The sequence below is a fragment of the Paraburkholderia sp. GAS42 genome (genome assembly GCF_050436565.1).
In the GTDB taxonomy this organism is placed as follows: Bacteria; Pseudomonadota; Gammaproteobacteria; order Burkholderiales; family Burkholderiaceae; genus Paraburkholderia.
On record NZ_JBNDML010000005.1, the window covers coordinates 67252 to 87712 of the forward strand.

The window sequence follows — 20461 nt, forward strand, 5'->3', positions numbered from 1 at the left end:
CCGGGTGAGGTAATCATGGAAATCAGGACGATGACAGACGAGCAACGCAAGGCAATCGCACTCGAATACCTGCGCAGACTCGACCGCGGGCAATCCGTGTTCGATCTGTTCGACGATCATGCCGAGGTGTTTTTCCCTAAGTGGGGAATCGCCACGGGCAGGGCGGCGTTCGAAAAACTGTTTATGGACCTGGGCGCGATCGTAGCGAAATTCAAGCACGATCTTGCCTATCTGAACGTGATCCAGCAAGGGGACACCGTGGTTGTCGAAGGTACCAGCTACGGAACGAGCAAAGGCGGCGTCGACTGGCGCGCGGGCGTCACGCACGCAGGTCGCTGGTGCGACGTGTTCGAAATCCGCGATTTTAGAATCCAGCGCTGCTTTATATACCTCGACCCGGATTACGAAGACGCCGACACGGGACGATATCCGTGGCTCGCGGGCGGGCAGTAGGCGTGTTTTCCGGGTTGTCGGCTCCCGCACAAAAAGGCAACTAACTGTCTACCTGGGCAAGCGCCCGCCTTCGGGCGGCGACGAACAGGGGAGCGGTCACACAGCATCGACCGCTCCGTTCACCAAAACCCGTCTGCCAGAGCCCCGGGTCAAAGATCGAGTTGAAGACGAACCGGTTCACCTGACCCGGGTTCGGCCGCTGCGGGCACGGCACAGCAGATCAGCGCTTCATCGCTGGCCACTTCCGCGGACGGCGTCACGGGGTACGCGACCGCACCTTCCAGAATGCGCGTCGCGCACGTTCCGCAACTGCCGACACGGCAGCTGAATTCCGGCGCGAGACCACGCGCTTCCGCTAGTTCCAGCAACGTCCCCGATTCAGGTGTCCAGCGCGCTTCCTTGCCCGACTTCATGAACGCGACCGGCACGGCGACCTGGGCCGGCCGCGCCGCGGGTGCAACCGGCGCACCCGCATCGGGCTTGCGCAGTAGCGAAGCGGCCCCGAACGCTTCCGCATGAACGCGTGCATCCGCAACGTTCAATCCGCGCAAGCCGTCATACACAGCCTGCATGAACGGCGACGGTCCGCACAGGTAAAAGTCGTAGTCGTTGAACCCAAGCGTGCGGCTCAACATCGCCATGTCGATGCGACCGGCTTCGTCGTAATCCTGTGTTTCGACCGCATCGCCGGTCTGGCTCAACACGCGGATCACGCGAACCGCGCCGTTGGCAGCATGTTCGAGCGCCGCGATCTCGCGCTCGAATGCGCGTTCGGCTTTTGAGCGTGCGGCATAAAACAGGTACGTCGTCCGGATGCGTCGCGTGCGGATGCCTTCGTAGACGATCTGCCGCAGCATCGCGAGCATCGGCGTAATACCGACGCCCGCCGCAAGCAGCACGGCCGGCCGCCGTTCGGCGGCGTCGATCGTGAACCTGCCGGCGGGGGTGCGTGCTTCGATGACGTCGCCGATAGAAAGCGCGTCGTGCAGATGCGACGACACGCGTCCCTCGCGCTTCACGCTGATGCGATAGATGCCATCGGAAGGCGCAACCGAAAGCGTATAGGTGCGCCGAGCGGGCGTTGTTTCACCTGGCAGCGTCACGCGTACCGGCAGATGTTGACCCGCTGCGTGCGGCACGAGCCCCGCGCCATCCACCGGTTCCAGATGAAACGAACGGATCGTCGTACTTTCGTCGACGATGCGCGCGATCTTCATCGGCCGCCACGCATCGGCGAGCGATGCGGCCTTCAGACGGCTCGCGGCTTCGTCCCAGTTGCCCGTCAACAGCGAATTCGGCGAAGCGCCGTCGCGCCGCTTTTTCCAGCGCACCGGCAGCGCGCCGCTGCGAAACACCGCGCGCCGCGTCGTGAAACGCCACAGGCGTTCGGCGCCCTGAAATGCGGCGATTTCCGGCGAGTCGAGCATGACTTCGGCATCGCCCGTCAGTTGCAGCAGATCGCCGGTTTCGAAGTCGGCAAAGACGAGTCCCGCCTTCGGATTGACCAGAAAATTGCCGAGCGTGTTGAAGAACAGATTGCCGGCGAAATCAGGAATCGTCAGCACGCCGTCGTCGCCGATGCGCACGAAACCCGCCCTGCCGCCGCGATGCGACACGTCGATCTGCCGTTGCTTCACGCCGTCTTCATCGCGATCGACATACGAGGCGACGAAGAACGAATCGGCGCCGCGAATCAGGGCGCGGGCGCGGTCATCGAGACCATCGGCGTAATCAGGCGCGACCGCAGCCGGGACGCCTGTGTCACGCGCGAACTCGAAATCGCGCAGCGTGATGTATTGCGGACAGTTGCCAAAACTCTGGCCGACGAGCAGATCGAACGCAGCCGCATTGTCACGCTGCACCGTGCCGTTCAGACGGTTACGTCGCCGCGTCGCGAGGTCGATGCCGAGCAGCGCGATGGCGTGGCCGTCTTCCATGCCGCTATCCGCCGGGTCCATCGCGTCGCGGGCGCTGCCGATGTGCAGACTGCCTTCGTCAGGCGAATGCATGAAGCCCGGCTTGCCGGCACGCAATGTCGCCCAGACGTCTCCCGCGGGATCGACCGCACCGAGCACGATGAACGGCAGGAGCGGATAGAACGCGCGATGCTGCTCCGGCAGAAAGTTGCGCAGAACACGCCGGCCGACATCGTCCATCCGTTTGTCGACACCGACCTTGCGCTGGATCGCAAGCTCACCGGCGTGCCACGGCGAGCGATGCTGCGTCTGGGCTGTTTCAGTCATGATGTCGGGTCCCGGCAAGGGGGGCGTTGCATGGGCGCGCGCCGCGCCCATGCTGGATGTGTCGAACGTGTCTGGTAGCGATTGCAGTCTAGGCGGCGTGACCGCGGGTTTGAATCCGTCGCGCGGAGAATTGATTATTCGCGAAACGAGAAGAGTGTGCGCAGCCCCGCTGGCGCTGGCGCTGCGGGCGGTGGGGCGGGGGAAGCGGTCGACGCGCCTACGTGTTCAGCGAGCGATCCGCCCGCAGCGTTTCGATCGCCAGGTCGAGAAAAGTCCGGACCTTGCGCGTGACGTGCCGTCCTTCGCGATGCATGACGTGGATCGGCAGCGGCGGCGGCTCGAAGTCCTCCAGCACGATCTGGAGCGTGCCTTCGCGCAGTTGCTGCGCGACCTGATACGAAAGCAGCTGCGTCAGCCCGAGACCGGCGACGACAGCGCCGATCGCCGAATCGTTGGTCGTCGTGGTCATGCGTGGTTTGACGCGCACTGACTGCCGGCGCTCGTCGGCGCCAAAACGCCATTCTGAAAGAGCCGACAGGCCACTCGCCGATACGATCGCGCGCCCGGCCAGTTCGTCGGGATGCTGCGGCACGCCGTGCTGCGCCAGATACGCCGGCGACGCACACACGACGCGGCGAACCTGCCCCACACGCACCGCCTGCATCGACGAATCCGGCAGTTCGCCAAGCCGGATCGCTACGTCGATACCTTCGTCGACGAGATTCACGATGCGGTCGAGAAACCAGCAGCTGATATCGACCTCCTGATAACGGCTGAGATATTCGGTGACGATGGGCGTCACGTAGATCTTGCCGAACAGCATCGAGGATGTGATCGACAGCAGGCCGCGCGTAGTGCCGTGCATGCTGGTGGCCGACTGCTCGGCTTCCTCGATGTCGGCAAGAATGCGCCGGCAACGGTCGGCGTAATCGGCGCCGGTGTCGGTCACGCGCACCATGCGCGTCGTGCGCGTCAGGAGGCGCACGCCCATCGCGTCCTCGAGTTCGCCCACCATGCGCGTCACCACGGAAGGCGACACCTTCAGCTTGCGGGCCGCCGACGCGAAGCCACCGGTGTCCAGCACGGTCAGAAAGGCAGTCATGGCTTGCAGACGGTCCATAGGGTTCCTGTGGCAGCGCGGCGAAGAGGGTTGGCAGGGCGCCCGATTCGAATTTCGCAAAGGATATCGCAGGCGGTGCCAGATCCGCGAGCCACGGCTTCCAGCGGCGCGATTGCGGCAATCCGGCGCCATCGTGGCGGTGCAGCATAAACGTCATGCTACGATTTCCCGACCATCGCGCAATGCCGGAGGGCCGTCGTGACGAAAGACGACTTATGGAAGCAGTGGGACGCCGAAGGCGCGCCCGCCGCCCGTGCGCATATCGAATCTGCCGCGGCGAGCCCCGAATCGCGCGACTGGGCCCGCGAATGGATGTACCGGAAAATCGAGGCGCAACAGCAGGCAAAAGACAGCGAGCAGCGCGAACTGTCGTTCCGCTCACTGAGCGCGTCCGAACATTCGAGCGAAGCGGCGCGCGAATCCGCGCGGGCGTCTCATTCGGCGGCCGAGGCGTCGCAGCGTTCTGCGACGGTCGCGCGCTGGTCCGCGTTCTGGACGATGATCGCGGCGCTCGCGTCGCTGCTCGGTGTCGTTGTCAATGCGGCGCTCAACCTCGGCTGGCTCGACTGGGCGAAGCACGTTGCGCCCTGAGTCCCGATGAACGACACTGCCTGCCTGACGCCATGAGTGAACGCAAATGAACCAGGAGACAGCGGCGCGCTTCGAACGCGAATTCGTGCCGCGCATCACCGCCGCACTCGCGCGCTTTTTCAGTGAACGCGTACACCTCGAAGTGATTCCGTACGGCGGCGCGCGGCATCCGACGCGGGTGCGTATCACCGCCGACCTGCTTTCGGCCGGCCACGGTTATACGTATCCGTTGAATATCTCGTTGACGTGGGATAGCGACGCCATTCAGGGGCTGCTAGAACCGGACGGCGAAGCCCGTTTTGCGCGCTATCTCGACGCGTTGTCGTGCAAACTCGGAAACTGGCAGGGTGGACGCGCGATCGATTTCGGGTCACGCTCGCAGGCAGAACCGTCCATACTGATTGGCGGCCTCGATTTCGAGGCGTGACGGCCGGATGTTTCGCGCAGCCCGGCGGCGTGGCCGTCATGCTACGATTTCGTGGTCAGGACGATGGAGGTGGCTATGGCTACGTACGCTGTTGATGCCGTACGCATCAACCCTGCTAACGACCGCGTCACGCATGTGCGCTGGGCGCTCATCAACCCGAAAACGAACGAATGGCTGTCACAGCATGAGATCGTGGAGCTGGACGAAGTCGTCAGTGCGATCCGCGCCGGCAACCTCGTCTGGTCGCTCTACACGCTCGGCGGCATGCGGTTGCTCGGGCCGAAGATCAAGACCGTTTCGCACACGGACGGCCATGACGGCATCGATACTGACATCCCTGGCGGCCATGTCGAAAAATCGATCGACGATCTGCCGCGGGTCTGATCCTTCCGGTTTGACGATCTGGCTGGCCATCGCGGGCGTTGGGCGTCCGCGAGGGTCCATCCTGCACTGGATCGTTGCCAACCGCCTGTTTAGCCGCCCGTCGAACCGCCCGTCGAGCTGATTAAAGCGCGCGGATGTCGGCGGTCGGTTCCTGCCCGAACGCCTCGCTCAATACGTAGTCGACCAGTTTCGTCGCCGAAGCTTCCGGCGACGCGAGCTGTCCGTTGCGTTTGAGGTCTTCGAACTTGCCGCGCAACGGAAACTTCTCCGTATCCACGTCGCGGATTTCCGCCTGCATACCCGTATCGACGACGCCCGGCGCGAGACTGCAGATGCGCAGTGCGCGGTTCTCATCGAGCGCGACGGCGCGCGCATGATGATCGAGCGCCGCCTTGGTCGCGCAATAGATACTCCAGCCCGCATACGCATTGCGCGCCGCGCCGCTCGAGACATGCACGATCCGGCGATCGGTCGCGTCCGTGGCAGCCGCTGCGACCGCGCTCGCCATCATCAGCGGCGTCGCCGCATTCAGGCTCACCGCGCTCGCAATCGCGGCAGCATCCTGTCCTTCGAGCGGACCGATCGGCTGCACCATGCCCGCATTGTTGACCAGCACGACGCGATCCGCACCTGCAACAAAGCTGCGCAACGCATCGCCCGCGATCCATGCGCCGACACGCGCGGTGTCGGCAAGATCGAGTTCGACCTGCGTGAGCGCTTCAGGAAAGCGTTGTGCGAGCGAAGGGTTCAGCGAGCGCGAGACGCCCAGCACGTCGATGCCGCGGCTGAGCAGTTCCGCCGCGAGCGCATCGCCGAGGCCACGCGTGTGGCCTGTGACGATGGCGCGGGTAACAGACATCCCGGACTTCATTGCCGATGCCGTCATGCGTGAGCCTTCTTCGCTTCGAGACGGAACTTGTGCAGCAGCGGTTCGGTGTAACCGTTCGGCTGCGCGCGCCCTTCGAAGACGAGCGCGCACGCGGCCTTGAATGCCAGCAATCGATCGAAGTCCGGCGCCATCGGCTGATAGAGCGGATCGCCAGCGTTTTGCTGGTCGACGACCTTCGCCATCCGCTGCAGGGTTTCCTGCACGAGTTCGCGCGTCACCACACCGTGACGCAGCCAGTTCGCGATGTGCTGGCTGGAAATGCGCAGCGTCGCACGATCTTCCATCAGACCGACATCATGAATGTCCGGCACCTTCGAACACCCGACACCCTGATCGACCCAGCGCACGACGTAACCGAGAATGCCCTGCGCGTTGTTCTCGACTTCGCTGCGGATTTCGTCATCCGGCCACTGCGCCTTTTCGACGACCGGAATCGTCAGCAGGCCCTCGAGCAGTGCGTCGCGTGCGGTGGCGTAGGCGGTGCGTTCCATCTCCTGCTGAACGGCTTCTACGTCGACCTTGTGATAGTGCAGCGCGTGCAGCGTGGCGGCGGTCGGCGAGGGCACCCACGCGGTATTCGCGCCGGCCTTCGGATGCGCGATCTTCTGTTCGAGCATCGCGTGCATCAGATCGGGGATCGCCCACATGCCCTTGCCGATCTGCGCGCGGCCACGCAGGCCGGCGTCAAGACCGGCGAGCACGTTATTGCGTTCATACGCCGTGATCCAGCTCGACGACTTCATGTCGCCCTTGCGCATCATGGCGCCGGCTTCCATCGACGAATGCATTTCGTCGCCGGTGCGATCGAGGAAGCCCGTGTTGATGAACGCGACACGCTCAGCGGCTGCAGCGATACACGCCAGCAGGTTCACGCTCGTGCGGCGCTCTTCGTCCATGATGCCCATCTTGATCGTGTTATGCGGCAGGCCGAGCAGCTGCTCGACGCGCGCAAACAGTTCGGCGGCAAACGCGACTTCCGCCGGACCGTGCATCTTCGGCTTCACGATATAGATCGAGCCGGTGCGCGAATTCAGCCTGTTCTGCAGATCGTGGATCGCGCAGAGCGTCGTGACGACGGCATCGAGAATGCCCTCGGGAATTTCACGGCCGTCGCGATCGGTGATGGCCGGGTTCGTCATCAGATGCCCGACGTTGCGCACGAACAGCAGCGAGCGGCCGTGCAGCTTGAACGTCGAACCATCGGTCTTGCGGTATTCACGGTCGGCGTTCAGGCTGCGCGTGAACGTCTTGCCGTTCTTCGTGACTTCCTCGGTGAGCGTGCCCTTCATCAGGCCGATCCAGTTGCGATACAGCTGGACCTTGTCATCGGCGTCGACGGCGGCAACCGAATCTTCGCAATCGATGATCGTGCTCACCGCAGCTTCCATCAGCACGTCTTTGACATGCGCCGCGTCGGTCTTGCCGATCGGATGCGTGGCGTCGATCTGGATTTCGAAGTGCAGGCCGTTGTGCTTCAGCAGTACAGCCGAAGGCGCATTCGCCTCGCCCTGAAAGCCGATGAATTGCGCCGGTGTCTTGAGCGCGGTCGCGCCGTTCTTCAGCGTGACGACGAGTTCATTCCCTTCGACGCTGTAACGCGTTGCATCCCCATGCGAGCCGCTTGCGAGCGGTGCGGCCTCATCCAGAAACGCGCGTGCAAAGGCAATTACACGTGCGCCGCGCGCGGGATTGAACGTCTTCTGCTTTTCGGCGCCATCGGTTTCCGGAATCGCATCCGTGCCATAGAGCGCGTCATACAGGCTGCCCCAGCGCGCGTTCGCGGCGTTGAGCGCATAGCGCTGGTTCGACAGCGGCACAACGAGTTGCGGACCGGCCTGCGTGGAAATCTCGCTGTCGACGTTGCTCGTGGTCGCCTTGAATGCTGCGGGCGCGGGCACGATGTAGCCGATGCCTTCGAGGAACGTGCGATACGCGGCCAGGTCGCGGACCGGGCCCGGATTCGCGCGATGCCAGTTATCGAGTTCGGTCTGCAGGCGGTCGCGTTCGGCGAGCAGCGCGCGGTTTTTCGGTGCAAGGTCGTGCACGAGCGCATCGAAACCCGCCCAGAACTGGGTGTTATCGACGCCGGTGCCGGGAAGCGCCTCGCTGTCGATAAAATTCTTGAGTGTGGCTGCAATGCGCAGCCCGCCTTGGTCGGTCATCTGGGTCATGAACTGCTCCGTCTGTCTGTATTGGGCCTCTCGCCCGTTCAAGCGTTGATACTGTGTGCGCCGGCACGCGCCACCTGGGCATCCTGGTCCGCCTTCACGCCCGACACGCCGACGGCGCCGATCACCTGACCGTCGACCACCACCGGCACGCCGCCTTCGAGCGTACCGGAAAGCGGTGCGCTGAGGAAAGCGGTGCGTCCGCCGTTGATCATGTCCTCGTACTGCTTCGATTCACGACGACCGAGCGCGGCGGTGCGGGCCTTATCGGTGGCGATATACGCGCCGATCGGCGCGCAGCCGTCGAGGCGCAGCAGCGCGAGCGGATGGCCGCCATCGTCGACGACCGCGATCGCGACCGCCCACTGGTTCTTCTCGGCCTCTACGCGCGCCGCATCGAGGATCTGTGTCGCTTCAGCGACGCCCAGCATGGGTTTGCTCAGCATGATCGATATTTTCCTTGAGAGAGGGAAGCGTTGATGTAGAGGGCCGATCCAGTGACATACGTGTGCATCCATGCGCATCGGGTGCACCTTCCGGGGGCGCGGGCTGGCGCGGAGGTGGAGGGGCGAAAAGCGGCGGACGCATCAGCCATGAGTGTGCAGCGTCATGCGGGCGTCGTCCAGAAACCAGAAATGCGGCTTGCGGCGCGTGCGTCGGCGCACCCGCAGGCGCGCGGGTCGCGGCGCGCGAGGCGAACGCTGACGGCCACGGGTTTGCATCGTGCGTGCGACCGACGTGCGACCGGGCCATGCCGGCCTCCGAGCAAACCCGACGAGATTCGCCGATAATTCCCCGGCGTCGGGACCGGAAGACATCCCGCCGCGCAGGAACCTTCATATCCATTTCCTCGCGACACGGCGTCACAAGCGGCGTGCAGCGGCGGTTTCGTTCCGTCGCGCCTGGAAGTTCCTTTCAGTTTTACAACATAACGACCATGACCTCATCCGACCAAACAAGTCGATCCTGGACCAAGGTTCTCCTTGTGATCCCCTACATTGCGCTGCTCTGGCTGCCGTTCTATAACGATGTCCGACCATCGCTCCTCGGTTTTCCATTCTTTTACTGGTATCAGCTGCTGTGGGTGCCGGTGACGTCGCTCCTGCTGTACGTCGTCTACAGGAGCTTCAAATGAATGATGTGAAACCAATCGATGGCGTGGCGATGGGCGTGTTCATCGCGTTCTTCGCGCTGGTCACGGTGCTGGGCTTCGTCGCGGCGCGCTGGAAGCGGGGCGACCTGACACAGTTGCACGAGTGGGGTCTCGGGGGGCGGCAGTTCGGCACGGTGATTTCGTGGTTCCTCGTGGGGGGTGACTTCTACACCGCGTACACCGTGATCGCGGTGCCCGCGCTCGTGTATTCGGTTGGCGCGTATGGCTTTTTCGCGCTGCCTTACACGATCATCGTGTATCCGTTCGTGTTCGCCGTGATGCCGAAGCTCTGGCAGATCGCGAAAGCGAAAAATCACATCACCGCGGCCGACTACGTGCACGGCGAATACGGCGGCAAGCTGCTGCCGGCGGCCGTTGCGCTGACCGGTATCGTGGCCACGATGCCGTATATCGCGCTGCAGCTCGTCGGCATGCAGGTGGTGATCAAGGGACTTGGCGTGGACGGTGAACTGCCGCTGATCGTCGCGTTCGTGATCCTCGCGGTGTACACGTATTCGAGCGGCTTGCGGGCGCCGGCGATGATCGCGTTCGTCAAGGACATCATGATCTACATCGTCGTGATCGCGGCGGTGTGGTTGATTCCGGCCAAGCTCGGCGGCTACGGCGCGGTGTTCGATTCGGCCGACAAGTTCTTTCAGGCGAAGGGCGGCGCGACCGGTATTATCCTGAAGCCGTCGCAATTCACCGCGTATGCGTCGCTTGCGCTCGGTTCGGCACTGGCCGCGTTCATGTATCCGCACACGATGACGGCGGTGCTGTCCTCGTCGTCGGCGAAGACGGTGCGCAAGAACGCGATTTTCCTGCCGGCGTACACGCTGCTGCTGGGTCTGATCGCGCTGCTCGGTTATATGGCGATTGCAGCGGGCATTCACGTGAAGTCGGCGTCGGATGTCGTGCCGGCGCTGTTCGGCACGATCTTCCCGTCGTGGTTCGTGGGCTTTGCCGCGGCGGCGATCGCGATCAGCGCGCTGGTGCCGGCGGCGATCATGTCGATCGGCGCGGCGAACCTGTTCACGCGTAACCTGTGGCGTCCGGTGGTGAACCCGAACATCACGCCGGAGAAGGAAGCCTCGACGGCGAAGGTTGTTTCGCTCGTCGTGAAGTTCGGCGCGCTGCTCTTTATCGTGTTCCTGCCGACGCAGTACGCAATCGATCTTCAACTGCTTGGCGGCGTGTGGATTCTGCAGATCTTCCCGGCAATCGTGTTCACGCTTTATACGCGACGCATGTCGACGGCAGGGCTGCTCGCCGGCTGGGCGGTGGGTCTCGTGACTGGCACCAGCCTTGCAATCGCGCAGGGGCTGAAGCCGGTGTATCCGCTGCATATCGGCGGCGCGACGTGGCCGCTGTATATCGGCCTGATCGCGCTGGTGGCGAATATCATCATCACGTTTGTTGTGTCGGCGATTTCGCCGAAGCGCGCGCAGGCGGGTGCGGTTGCACGCGGGTAGGGTGGTGAGCGGTTAGTGCGGGATGTTCAGGGGCGGCCTTTGATGGCCACCCTCGTTTTGCGGAAAAGCCGGCTACGTGCCGGCTTTTCTGTTTTCCGCGCGCAGCTTCAGTTCTTCACGGTCAGAAGATTCGCATCTCGCGCAAGCAGCCATCGACCGTCGGCTTCCTTGCGCAGGATCGTCAGCGTGTAGCCGGCGCGATGAACAGGCGCCGCGTTGCCGGGCGGTCTGATCGTCATGTCCAGATGGTTGCGCACGAAGGCCCAGTTGCCCTGGACCTGAAGCTCCTCGATGTTCGCCGTGCCTTCGATCCCAACGTTCTTCATCCCTTCGGACATCGCCGCGAAGGCTTCTTTACCGAAGGGCTCCTGCCCCGGTGTCATGAAAACCACGTCGTCGGTCATCAGGCTCAGCACGGTCGCCGTGTCGCCGTTTTTGCTGGCGGACATCCACGCGTCAATCAGAGTGCGGATAGCGCGTTCGTCGTCGCTCATGTCAGGGTTCCTCAAGTGGAAGAGGCGTTACAGCGGGTCTGGCCCGGTGTCGTGTTGGCAATCCACCGCGGGCGCGGCAATTCTTGCAAGCCAGCGGGCAATTCTTGCAACAGCGAAGAGGCCTTCTGGTCAGCGACCGGGAGGCAAACCGGCGTTGATCAAACCGCTCCATAAAAACAGATGCAAACAGGCGGATTGCGCGTCACTGCAGGCGCAGTGACGCAATCCGCCGTCATGAGTGGTTCGCTGCGGGGCGACCCAGGGGACCTCGACGCGTCTTTATCGCCTGATGACGCTCATCAACAGGGTCACAAGGAAGATCACGATGAAGATGAAGAACAGAACCTTTGCGATTTCAGCCGCGCCAGCGGCGATCCCGCCGAAACCGAAGACGGCGGCGATGATGGCGATGATGAAGAAAATGGCAGCATAACGAAGCATGAGGGCCTCCCACCGTTGAATTGCCGGATTGATTAAAGTCGTTGGACGGCGTCGTCTCGCAGGCCGGTGAGGCCGGCGCCGCATGGGAAACAGCAACACCTGTGCCCAGTCTCCGAATGCGCCCCGACTGGCAGCTACAGGCAGCTACCGGCAACTACAGGCAGCGGCTGTCATCGACAGATTCGCCGCGCGCCATCCAGCAGTGGGACCCGCGTACGTCGCCACGCCCGATCCGGTGCCTGATATTCACGCACGGATCCATCGCAGCACGAGCGGGCCGCACAGCACGCCCCACGTCACGGCGCAGATCAGCAGGGCAATCATGACGGCGGCGCTCCCGCAATCCTTTGCGCGCCCCGAGAGTTCGTGCCGGTCGAGCGAGATACGGTCGATGGCGGCCTCGATACCCGAATTCAGCAGTTCCACGAGCAGCACCAGCAGCACCGAGACGATCAGCAGCACGCGCCCGACGGGACTGACCGGCACGAAGAGCGCGGCGGGCAGCAGGATCGCCGCCAGCGCGACTTCCTGCCGGAAGGCGCTTTCGACGCGCAACGTCGCGACGATGCCGTTCCAGGAATGGCGCAAGGCGAACAGGGCGCGCAAAGGACCGGTGCGCCTGGGTGGCACGGCGGGAGGGGACTCGGTGGAATGGCTCATGGGCGTTCGATCGTCGAGATGGGCACAGCATGCCCGAATGGTTACAAAAAGTCACAGAAACGTGCTATCGTTCGTCCGCGATACGCGGGACGACCGGCGCGATCAAACAAAAAAACGCAAAAAAGAGAGCAGTCCGCCCCGCGGCTGAGCAACATAAAGACGTCGCGCGCCAGTTTTCCTCAAAGCCTTGTATCGAAGCCTTGTCGCTACAGGCATCCCATCGCTCAAAGATTTCCGTAGACGGCCGTAAACCCGTACAGGGGTTGCGTGCGCGACCGCGTCGTCATCTGTTTTCTCCAGTGTTACCGCAGTGAAATGCGGCGGGCCGGATTCGCGAAGATGCCACTGGCAGCGACGGAATGGACGGCCAGTGTTCACGAGCTGATCCGCAAATGAAACCTGTCGTATCGTTTTGTCTCTCGCTGGCGGCCACAGCCGGCGTCCTCTACGCAGCCACGTTGCCGGTTGCTTCGCTTGCGGCACAAGGTGCTGAGCGATCCGCTGCCGGCGCTGCCTTGTCGGCAAAGCCAGCTTCGGCTCCGGTTGCCGCGGCCCGCGCGACTCTCGCCCCAGCCGCTGCCGTCCTCGCTGGCAACGCGCCCGCGGCCGCGCCCGCTGCGGCTGCCAGCGACGCCTCCGCGACGGGCCTCGGCCGCCTGTCCACTGTCCATGTCCCGTTCTCCGCGCTCGGCGCGTATCTGCCGCTGAATCTGCGCGGTGTCGAAGATGCGCGCACGGTCAACGTCGGCGTGCGGCTCGACCGGATCGTGACGGGCGCGCGGCTGCGCCTTCGCTACACCTACTCGCCGGCGCTGGTGTTTCCGGTCTCGCACATCAAGGTGTCGATCAACAACGAAGTCGTCGCGACCGTGCCGTTCGCCGCCGATCACGCCGGACAGATGGTCACGCAGGACGTGCCGCTCGATCCGCGTTTCTTTGCCGACTACAACCAGTTCGACCTGCGCCTGATCGCGCATTACACGCTCGATCACTGCGAAGACCCGGGCAGTTCGGCACTGTGGGCCGACGTCAGCCCGAAAAGCGAATTCATCCTCGACACCGCGCCGATCCGCTTGCCCAACGATCTCGCATTGCTGCCCGCGCCGTTCTTCGACCGGCGCGACGTGAGCCGGCTGCGCCTGCCGTTCGTCATGTCCGCAACGCCCGACAACGCTACGCTGAAAAGCGCCAGCGTGCTGGCGTCGTGGTTTGGATCGCTTGCGGATTACCGGCAGGCTCGGTTCCCCGCGATGTCGACGCTACCGGCGGACGATCAGGCTGTGGTCGTCGGTACGATTGCCCAGATCCAGCAACTGCATCTGCCGGCGAGCCTGCAGTTGCCGCCTGTGACCGGGCCGATGTTGATCGTCGCGGACAATCCGGCGTCGGCGGATCGCAAGCTGCTGGTTGTGACCGGCCGCACCGGCGCCGAAGTCGATGACGCGGCCTACGCGCTCGTGCTCGGCAAGGCCGCGATGTCCGGCTCATCGGCGCAGGTCACGCGCGTCGATATCGGCGTGCCGCGCAAGCCCTACGACGCGCCGCGCTGGATACCGGTGGACCGTCCGGTCGCTTTCAAGGAACTCGTCGACAATCCGAACCAGCTGCAGGTGAGCGGCGGTTCGCCTGACGCGATCCGCGTGAATCTGCGCGTGCCCGCCGATCTGTATTCGTGGAGCGGGGCAGGCGTGCCGCTCAACCTGCGTTACCGGTATACCGCGCCGACGGTCGCGAACAATTCGGCGCTCGCCGTCCAGATCAACGAGCAGCTGGTGAAGTCATACCGTCTGCAGCCTGCGGGCGCTGAAGACGCACATGGCCGCCTGCAGTTGCCGCTCCTGTCCGGCACAGGCAGCCGTTCGAGCAATGCGCTCGATATTCCCGCGTTCCGCGTCGGCAGTTCGAACCAGTTGCAACTGCGCTTCAATCTCGATTCACAGAAGACCGGATTGTGCGCAGCCGTCGCGTCGAACCCCGCACAGGCCGCGGTCGATCCGGATTCGACGATCGACTTTTCGAATTTTGTCCATTACGCGCAGATGCCGAATCTCGCGTACTTCGCGAACAGCGGCTTCCCGTTTACGCGTTACGCCGACCTTGCCCAGACCGCGGTCGTGATCTCCGACCATCCGCCGCCCGAGGAACTCGAAGCGATGCTGACGATGATGGGCCACATGGGACAGTGGACCGGCTTCCCGGCGTTGCGCGTGCAGATCGCGCGTCCGTCCGAAGTGCCGCAGCTCGCGGACAGGGATTTGCTCATGATCGGCGGCGCGGCGACATCACCGGTACTCGACGGCTGGCGTCACGCGTTGCCGCTGACGATCGGCGCGGCCGACGGCATCACGCACGCTTCGTTTTCGGTCAAGGAGCGTTGGCGCAACGGCACCCAGTTGACCGACGGCAGTGCGAGGCTCGACGAAAGCGGGCCGCTCGCCGCGCTGCTCGGCTTCCAGATGCCTGGCAGCAAGGGGCGCAGCGTGGTCGCGCTGGCGTCGACGGATCGTCACCAGCTTGCTGACGTGCTGGACATACTGGAAAAGGCGGACCTCGTCTCGCAGGTGCAGGGCGATGTCGCGCTCGTGCGGCACGGCGAAGTCGAGAGCATGCGCGTGGGCGAATCGTATCTCGTCGGCTATGTGCCGTGGTATGCGCGCATCTGGACCAAGGCAATCCAGCATCCAGTGCTGCTCGGGGTGCTCGGCACGCTCGCCGGCCTGTTGCTCGCGATCGGCGCGTTCACTGCATTGCAGGAGCTTGCCGCACGCCGTCGGGGGATCTGACGGATGGCGGCGGTGAACCGGACTGCGCGCAGGCGGGTGCTCGGCTGGACATTGTGCAGTCTGCTGGCGGGTAGCGTGACGGCTGTTGCAGCGAACGCGCGGGCCGCTTCGCCCGTGACGGGCAGCGGCGCACAGGCGCCTGCGTGTCCGTCTGCGCTGGCTGCCGGGTGGCCGCGCTGGGAGCAGTTCAAACGCGACTTCGTCTCGAAGGACGGTCGCGTGATCGATGCCGGCTCCGCCGATTCGCGCACCGTGTCCGAAGGGCAGTCGTACGGTCTTTTCTTCGCGCTCGTCGCAAACGACCGCGTGACATTCGACGCGATTCTGCAATGGACCGAGGTCAATCTCGCGCGCGGCGATCTGACTTCGCATTTGCCGTCATGGCTGTGGGGGCGGGGCGAGAACGGGCAGTGGGGCGTGCTCGACACGAACGCGGCTTCCGACGCCGATCTATGGATCGCATACGCGCTGCTCGAAGCAGGCCGCGTGTGGAACGAACGCAGTTACACCGCGCGTGGCGCGCTGCTCGCGCGGCGTGTGCTCGACGAGGAAAGCGCGACGATGCCGGGCCTCGGCCTCACGCTGCTGCCCGGCCCCAGCGGTTTTCATCCCGCGCCGGACACGTGGCGCGTGAACCCGAGCTATTCGCCTGTGCAGGTCATTCGCGGTATCGCCGCGCACCTGCCTGACGATGCGCGCTGGCCGCGGCTGCTCGCTTCGACGGGACGCATGCTGACCGACACCGCACCGCACGGTTTTTCGCCGGACTGGGCGCTGTACCAGACCGGCCGCGGCTTCGTGCCCGATGCCGATACGCACGCAGTCAGCGCATACAACGCGATCCGCGTGTATCTGTGGGCCGGTACGTCGAACGCGCAGGACCCGCTCGCGCAGACATTGCTGACGCGCTTCGCGCCGTTCGCCGGTTTTATCGCCACGCACGGTGCGCCGCCAGAAACCGTCGATGCGACGACGGGCGTGGTCGGCGCCAATATGGGCAACGCGGGCTTTTCGGCGGCCGCTGTGCCGTTCCTCGATGCAGGCGGACAGACGGCGCTCGCGGATGCGCAGGTCGCACGCGTTGCGCAACTCGACCGTGAGACGCCGCCCGGGTACTACACCGGCGTGCTGACGCTGTTCGGTCTTGGCTGGCGCGATGGGTACTACCGCTTCGCCGCCGATGGCACACTCAACCTGCGCTGGAGTTCGCCGTGTTCCGCCGCGCAGTGATGCAACCGCTCGGGCGTGGGCTGGCGTCGCTCGTCGTCGGCGCCGCGTCGCTGACCTCGCTGACTTCGCTGACTTCGCTGACCCTGCCGGGCAACGCGCACGCGGCGACGGCTGCCCACGCCACGCCGCCTGTCGCCGGCTCGCGCACGGCGCCAGCGATGCAGCAACAGAACGAAGCTGCGCGACGTCTCTACGAAACCGCGCGCACGTGGTCGACGAAACATCGCGACGATCTTGCATTGCAGGCGATCCAGAAAGCGCTCCTGATCGCGCCCGACGATCCCGCGTTGCTCGCGAGTCTCGTGCGTATCCAGTTGAGTCTCGGTCAGGCGCAGGCTGCGCAGGCGACGCTCACGCGCCTGCAATCGAAAGCGCCCGGTGCGATCGCGACGCAGCAGATCGAAGACGAATTTCGCGTGGCGACGAGCGGCCGCCAGGAAATGGCGACGATCCGGTTGCTTGCGCGCAGCGGCCAGTCCGCGGAAGCGTCGCGCCGGCTGGTCGCGCTGTTTCCGCATGGCGCGCCAGCGGGCTCGCCTGGCGCGGAGTATTACCAGATCATCGCCGGCACGCCGGAAGGGCGCGGTCTGGCGATCGGCGCGCTGCATCAGCGCATCGCCGCCGACCCTGGCGACGTCAATTCCGCGCTCGTGCTGGCCGGGCTGCTGAACGCGCGCGGCGAGACACGCGCCGAAGCGAACCGCATTGCGTGGAATCTGGCGACGCGGCCCGATGCGGACCACGGCGCGTCGATGGATACGTGGCGTCATGTGCTGCAGTCTGCCGGTGCGGACCCGGCGTATCTCGACGCGCTGCGCGCGTATCTCGTGCTCGTGCCTGACGACACCGAATTCAAGGAACGCGTCGGCGTGATCGAAGCGCAGATCGACGCACAACGCAAGCTCGAACGCGATCCCGACTACATCGCGCAGCAACGCGGCTTGCGGGCGCTGGCGCGTAATGATCTCGCCGCCGCCGCGCCGTTGCTCACGCGCGCGGCGCAGGCACGCCCCGACGATGCCGAGGCGGTCGGCGGCCTGGGCGTGCTGCGCATGCGTGAAGGACGCCGCGACGAAGCCCGCGCGTTGTTCCAGCGCGCGGCCGCGCTCGCGCCCGACAATCGCGGCAAATGGGACAGCCTCGCGCGCACGGCGCAGTTCTGGGGCACGCTCGCAGAGGGCCGCGACGCGGCCGCCGCCGGCCGTCCGCAGGACGCCGGGCGCGCCGCGCGCGCGGCGCTCGCAATGGAGCCGGGCAACGCCGATGCGAAGCTGCTGCTCGCCGACGCGTTGCTCGCGCAGCAGAACTGGAGCGCAGCCGAACCGCTGCTGCGCGAACTGACGACGGCGCGCGAGCCGAGCCTGCCGGCCGTGCGCAGCACGCAGACGCTCCTCGAGAACACCGGTCGCGCGGATCAGGTCGGACCGTTCCTCGACGCATTGCAAAGCCGCTTCACCGCCGCAGACGACAAACAGGGCCTCGCGCAACTTCGCGCCGGCATTCTGGTGGCTCAGGCCGGGAAACTCGTCGCGGCCGGCAAAAATGGACCCGCCGCCCAACGCTACGAAGCCGCGTTGCGCCTCGCACCCGACGCGCCGTGGACGCGTTTTGCGCTGGCGCGTCTGTATCGCGATCTCGGTTTGCCGCAAACAGGCCGCGTGGTGATGGACGATGGTCTTGCTGTTTCCGCGTCGCCGGAAATGCGTTACGCGGCCGCGATCTATCGCAACTCGATCGACGACGTGACCGGCGCGCAAAACGTGCTCGGCGCGATCCCGGAGCACGATCAGACCGGCAGCATGCGCGCACTGGCGCAAAACCTCAAAGCGCAACAGTCGCTTGCACAGGCGCGCGATGCGTTTGCGCGCGGCGATGCGGCCAGCGCATCGCACTCGCTGGAAACGGCGCGCACCCTCGGCGCTGACGATCCGAATATCCTCGCGTCCATCGGGTCGTTATGGATCGACCACGGGCAGCCTGAGCGCGGGCTCGCCCTGCTGCAGGACTGGATGTCGGCGCATCCGCAGGGGAACGATGCCGACGTGCGTCTGCGCTATGGCGATCTGCTCGGGAGCGCGCATCGCGACGATGAACTCGGCGGCTGGCTCGCGTCGCTGCGTCGCGAGAAGGATCTGACAGCACGGCAGAGCGCGCGTCTGGAAGACCAGTCGCTGCGTCTCATCCTGCGCGAAACCGACGCGGCAATCGACCAGCAGGACTATGCGCAGGCGCGCAGGCTGCTCGATCACGTGAGCGCGGCGGGCAGGCGAGACACGCGTTACGCACTCGAAGTCGCCGATCTTGAACGGGTGCAGGGACACTACGCAGCGGCGCGCGCGACGCTCGCGCCGCTCATCGCGAAGTCGCCCGATGACGCCGACGCGCAGCTCGCGCTCGCGCGCGTGCTGGAGCAGAGCGGCGACCGTCGCGCGGCGCTCGCCATCGTACGGCACGTGCTCGACACGGCATCGCCCGACGATGTCGATACGCGTCTGTCGGCGGCGCGCCGGCTCGCGGCATTGCGGCGTCTCGATGATGCCGCGCAGGTGACGTCGGCATTGCGCGTCGCGTATCCGGGACGGCCGGATGTGACCGTGCAGGCCGGACGCATCGCCGAAAATCGCGGCGAGTACGAAAGCGCTGCGTCGCTTTATCGTCTTTCGCTAACGCAGGAAAGCGCTGCGGGCGTCACGCCGGGCCGCGATGGAACACCCGCGCAATCCGCGCTCGACGATCTGCAGCAACGTCGCAATCCGGAAATCGAAAGCGCGTGGATTCCCGAATACAAATCGGGCGACGCAGGCGTGTCCGACTATCACGCGCAGCAGGTGCCGGTGTATGTGCAGATTCCCTATCGCTATGACGGCCACTTCTTCGTCCATCTCGATGCGGTTCACGTCGACGCGGGCACGCTCGATACCAGTCCATCCAATTCCTTCGTCGTGAAGACGTTCGGCACGTTCGCGGCATTCGCCGATCCGGGGCCGCAGGCGCACGGCGATCTGCATCAATCGGCGACGGGCGTGGCGCTGGGCACCGGCTTTACATCGGACGCGTGGCGTTTCGATATCGGCACGACGCCGCTGGGTTTTCCAGTGCATTACCTCGTCGGCGGCGTGCGATATCGCTTCGACGCGGGCCCGGCAAGTTTTTCGGCAAGCGCGTCGCGCCGGCCGGAAACGAGCAGTGAACTGTCGTATGCAGGTCTGCGCGATCCATGGACGAATGCCGTCTGGGGCGGCGTGCGGCGCGACGGCATCGACCTTCATTCGGCAGTCGATATCGGTCAGGTCAGCGCGTTTGCGGACGTCGGCGCAGGTGAGCTGACTGGACGCAACGTCGCGAGCAATCAGGAATTCATCCTGCGCACGGGTTTTACCGTGCCGGTCTATGAACGGACGAACACACGCGTCAGCACGGGCCTCGTCGGCAACGCGTGGCACTACACGCAGAACCTGCGCTTTTACACGTTTGGGCAGGGCGGCTATTACAGCCCGCAACGGTATCTGTCGATCGGGGTGCCGGTCGAATGGGCAGGCCGACGCGACAACCTGACGTGGGATCTGACAGCGACGGTCGGCGTGTCGAACGCGTACGAGAAAGACTCGCCGTATTTCCCTGATGGCGTGCCGAACGTGTCGAATCCGGCGACGGCGGCGCAACTGGCGGGCGACGTGTTCGGCGGAAGTTCGACGCGCGGCGTCAGCTTTTCGTATGGAGTCTCGGGCATCGTGCAGTACCGCTTCAATTCGAAGCTCGTTGCGGGCGCGCGGATCAACATCGACCGCTCGCACGATTACGCGCCGAGTTCAGCGATGGTGTACGTGCGCTATGCGTTCGACGGCCGCAAGCCCGACACCAGCCTGTCGCCGACGCCGGTGCGACTTTATTCGAGCTATTGAGCGGGCCGCCAGCCAGCGATTCCATCCAGCGATACAACCCTTTCAGGACAA

Annotated in this window: 17 protein-coding genes; 9 read left to right on the forward strand and 8 right to left on the reverse strand. The window is 64.8% G+C overall.

Annotated features, from left to right (window positions below; translation table 11 throughout):
• Window positions 1-15: 15 nt before the first annotated feature.
• Complete coding sequence (locus tag P3T16_RS09775) at window positions 16-453, forward strand: nuclear transport factor 2 family protein (protein ID WP_429342107.1); 438 nt, start codon at window positions 16-18, stop codon at window positions 451-453.
• 149 nt (window positions 454-602) lie between these two features.
• Here P3T16_RS09775 and P3T16_RS09780 read toward each other — a convergent pair whose 3' ends face one another.
• Together P3T16_RS09780 and P3T16_RS09785 are read right to left on the reverse strand one after the other, a co-directional pair.
• Window positions 603-2696 (reverse strand): pyridoxamine 5'-phosphate oxidase family protein, encoded by a 2094-nt coding sequence (locus P3T16_RS09780; protein ID WP_429342108.1) that lies wholly within the window; start codon window positions 2694-2696, stop codon window positions 603-605.
• Between the two features lie 217 nt (window positions 2697-2913).
• A complete protein-coding gene (locus P3T16_RS09785) occupies window positions 2914-3816 on the reverse strand; it encodes a LysR family transcriptional regulator (protein ID WP_429342109.1) in 903 nt (300 codons plus the stop codon).
• Between the two features lie 198 nt (window positions 3817-4014).
• On the opposite strand from P3T16_RS09785, the gene P3T16_RS09790 reads away from it, so the two are divergent.
• The 3 genes from P3T16_RS09790 (at window position 4015) to P3T16_RS09800 (ending at window position 5218) form a co-directional block, all read left to right on the forward strand.
• Window positions 4015-4407, forward strand: coding sequence for a hypothetical protein (locus P3T16_RS09790; RefSeq protein WP_429257115.1), 393 nt, complete (start codon window positions 4015-4017; stop codon window positions 4405-4407).
• A gap of 46 nt (window positions 4408-4453) precedes the next feature.
• Window positions 4454-4834 (forward strand): DUF5594 family protein, encoded by a 381-nt coding sequence (locus P3T16_RS09795; RefSeq protein ID WP_429342110.1) that lies wholly within the window; start codon window positions 4454-4456, stop codon window positions 4832-4834.
• Window positions 4835-4909: 75 nt separating this feature from the next.
• Complete coding sequence (locus P3T16_RS09800) at window positions 4910-5218, forward strand: hypothetical protein (protein ID WP_429257113.1); 309 nt, start codon at window positions 4910-4912, stop codon at window positions 5216-5218.
• Between the two features lie 121 nt (window positions 5219-5339).
• On the opposite strand, the gene P3T16_RS09805 is transcribed toward P3T16_RS09800, so the two are convergent.
• The 3 genes from P3T16_RS09805 to P3T16_RS09815 are packed head-to-tail and all read right to left on the reverse strand — an operon-like array spanning window position 5340 to window position 8721.
• A complete protein-coding gene (locus tag P3T16_RS09805) occupies window positions 5340-6077 on the reverse strand; it encodes an SDR family oxidoreductase (protein ID WP_429342111.1) in 738 nt (245 codons plus the stop codon).
• A 23-nt stretch (window positions 6078-6100) separates the two neighbouring features.
• Window positions 6101-8278: a malate synthase G gene (locus P3T16_RS09810; protein ID WP_429342112.1), complete on the reverse strand. Its 2178-nt coding sequence runs from the start codon at window positions 8276-8278 to the stop codon at window positions 6101-6103.
• A 38-nt stretch (window positions 8279-8316) separates the two neighbouring features.
• A complete protein-coding gene (locus tag P3T16_RS09815) occupies window positions 8317-8721 on the reverse strand; it encodes a heme-binding protein (RefSeq protein WP_429342113.1) in 405 nt (134 codons plus the stop codon).
• Window positions 8722-9212: 491 nt separating this feature from the next.
• On the opposite strand from P3T16_RS09815, the gene P3T16_RS09820 reads away from it, so the two are divergent.
• Together P3T16_RS09820 and mctP are read left to right on the forward strand one after the other, a co-directional pair.
• Entirely contained in the window at window positions 9213-9410 is a 198-nt protein-coding gene (locus tag P3T16_RS09820) for a DUF3311 domain-containing protein (protein ID WP_429257109.1), read from the forward strand.
• A complete protein-coding gene (gene mctP / locus P3T16_RS09825; RefSeq protein WP_429257108.1) occupies window positions 9407-10900 on the forward strand; it encodes a monocarboxylate uptake permease MctP in 1494 nt (497 codons plus the stop codon). Before P3T16_RS09820 ends, mctP begins: the two co-directional genes overlap by 4 nt.
• 107 nt (window positions 10901-11007) lie before the next feature.
• Here mctP and P3T16_RS09830 read toward each other — a convergent pair whose 3' ends face one another.
• From P3T16_RS09830 to P3T16_RS09840, 3 genes are all read right to left on the reverse strand, one after another.
• Complete coding sequence (locus tag P3T16_RS09830; RefSeq protein WP_429342114.1) at window positions 11008-11394, reverse strand: SgcJ/EcaC family oxidoreductase; 387 nt, start codon at window positions 11392-11394, stop codon at window positions 11008-11010.
• Between the two features lie 279 nt (window positions 11395-11673).
• Window positions 11674-11835 carry a DUF1328 family protein gene (locus P3T16_RS09835; RefSeq protein WP_429257106.1) on the reverse strand — a complete coding sequence of 54 codons (162 nt, stop codon included), beginning with the start codon at window positions 11833-11835 and terminating at the stop codon, window positions 11674-11676.
• Between the two features lie 246 nt (window positions 11836-12081).
• Window positions 12082-12495: a diacylglycerol kinase gene (locus P3T16_RS09840; protein ID WP_429257105.1), complete on the reverse strand. Its 414-nt coding sequence runs from the start codon at window positions 12493-12495 to the stop codon at window positions 12082-12084.
• A 392-nt stretch (window positions 12496-12887) separates the two neighbouring features.
• Between P3T16_RS09840 and bcsB the strand changes: the two genes are divergently transcribed.
• From bcsB to P3T16_RS09855, 3 genes are read left to right on the forward strand one after another with little or no spacing between them, the layout of a single operon-like run.
• A complete protein-coding gene (gene bcsB, locus P3T16_RS09845; RefSeq protein ID WP_429342115.1) occupies window positions 12888-15278 on the forward strand; it encodes a cellulose biosynthesis cyclic di-GMP-binding regulatory protein BcsB in 2391 nt (796 codons plus the stop codon).
• Window positions 15279-15314: 36 nt separating this feature from the next.
• Complete coding sequence (gene bcsZ, locus P3T16_RS09850; protein WP_429342277.1) at window positions 15315-16508, forward strand: cellulose synthase complex periplasmic endoglucanase BcsZ; 1194 nt, start codon at window positions 15315-15317, stop codon at window positions 16506-16508.
• Window positions 16508-20410, forward strand: coding sequence for a cellulose synthase subunit BcsC-related outer membrane protein (locus P3T16_RS09855; protein WP_429342278.1), 3903 nt, complete (start codon window positions 16508-16510; stop codon window positions 20408-20410). Before bcsZ ends, P3T16_RS09855 begins: the two co-directional genes overlap by 1 nt.
• Window positions 20411-20461: the final 51 nt, after the last annotated feature.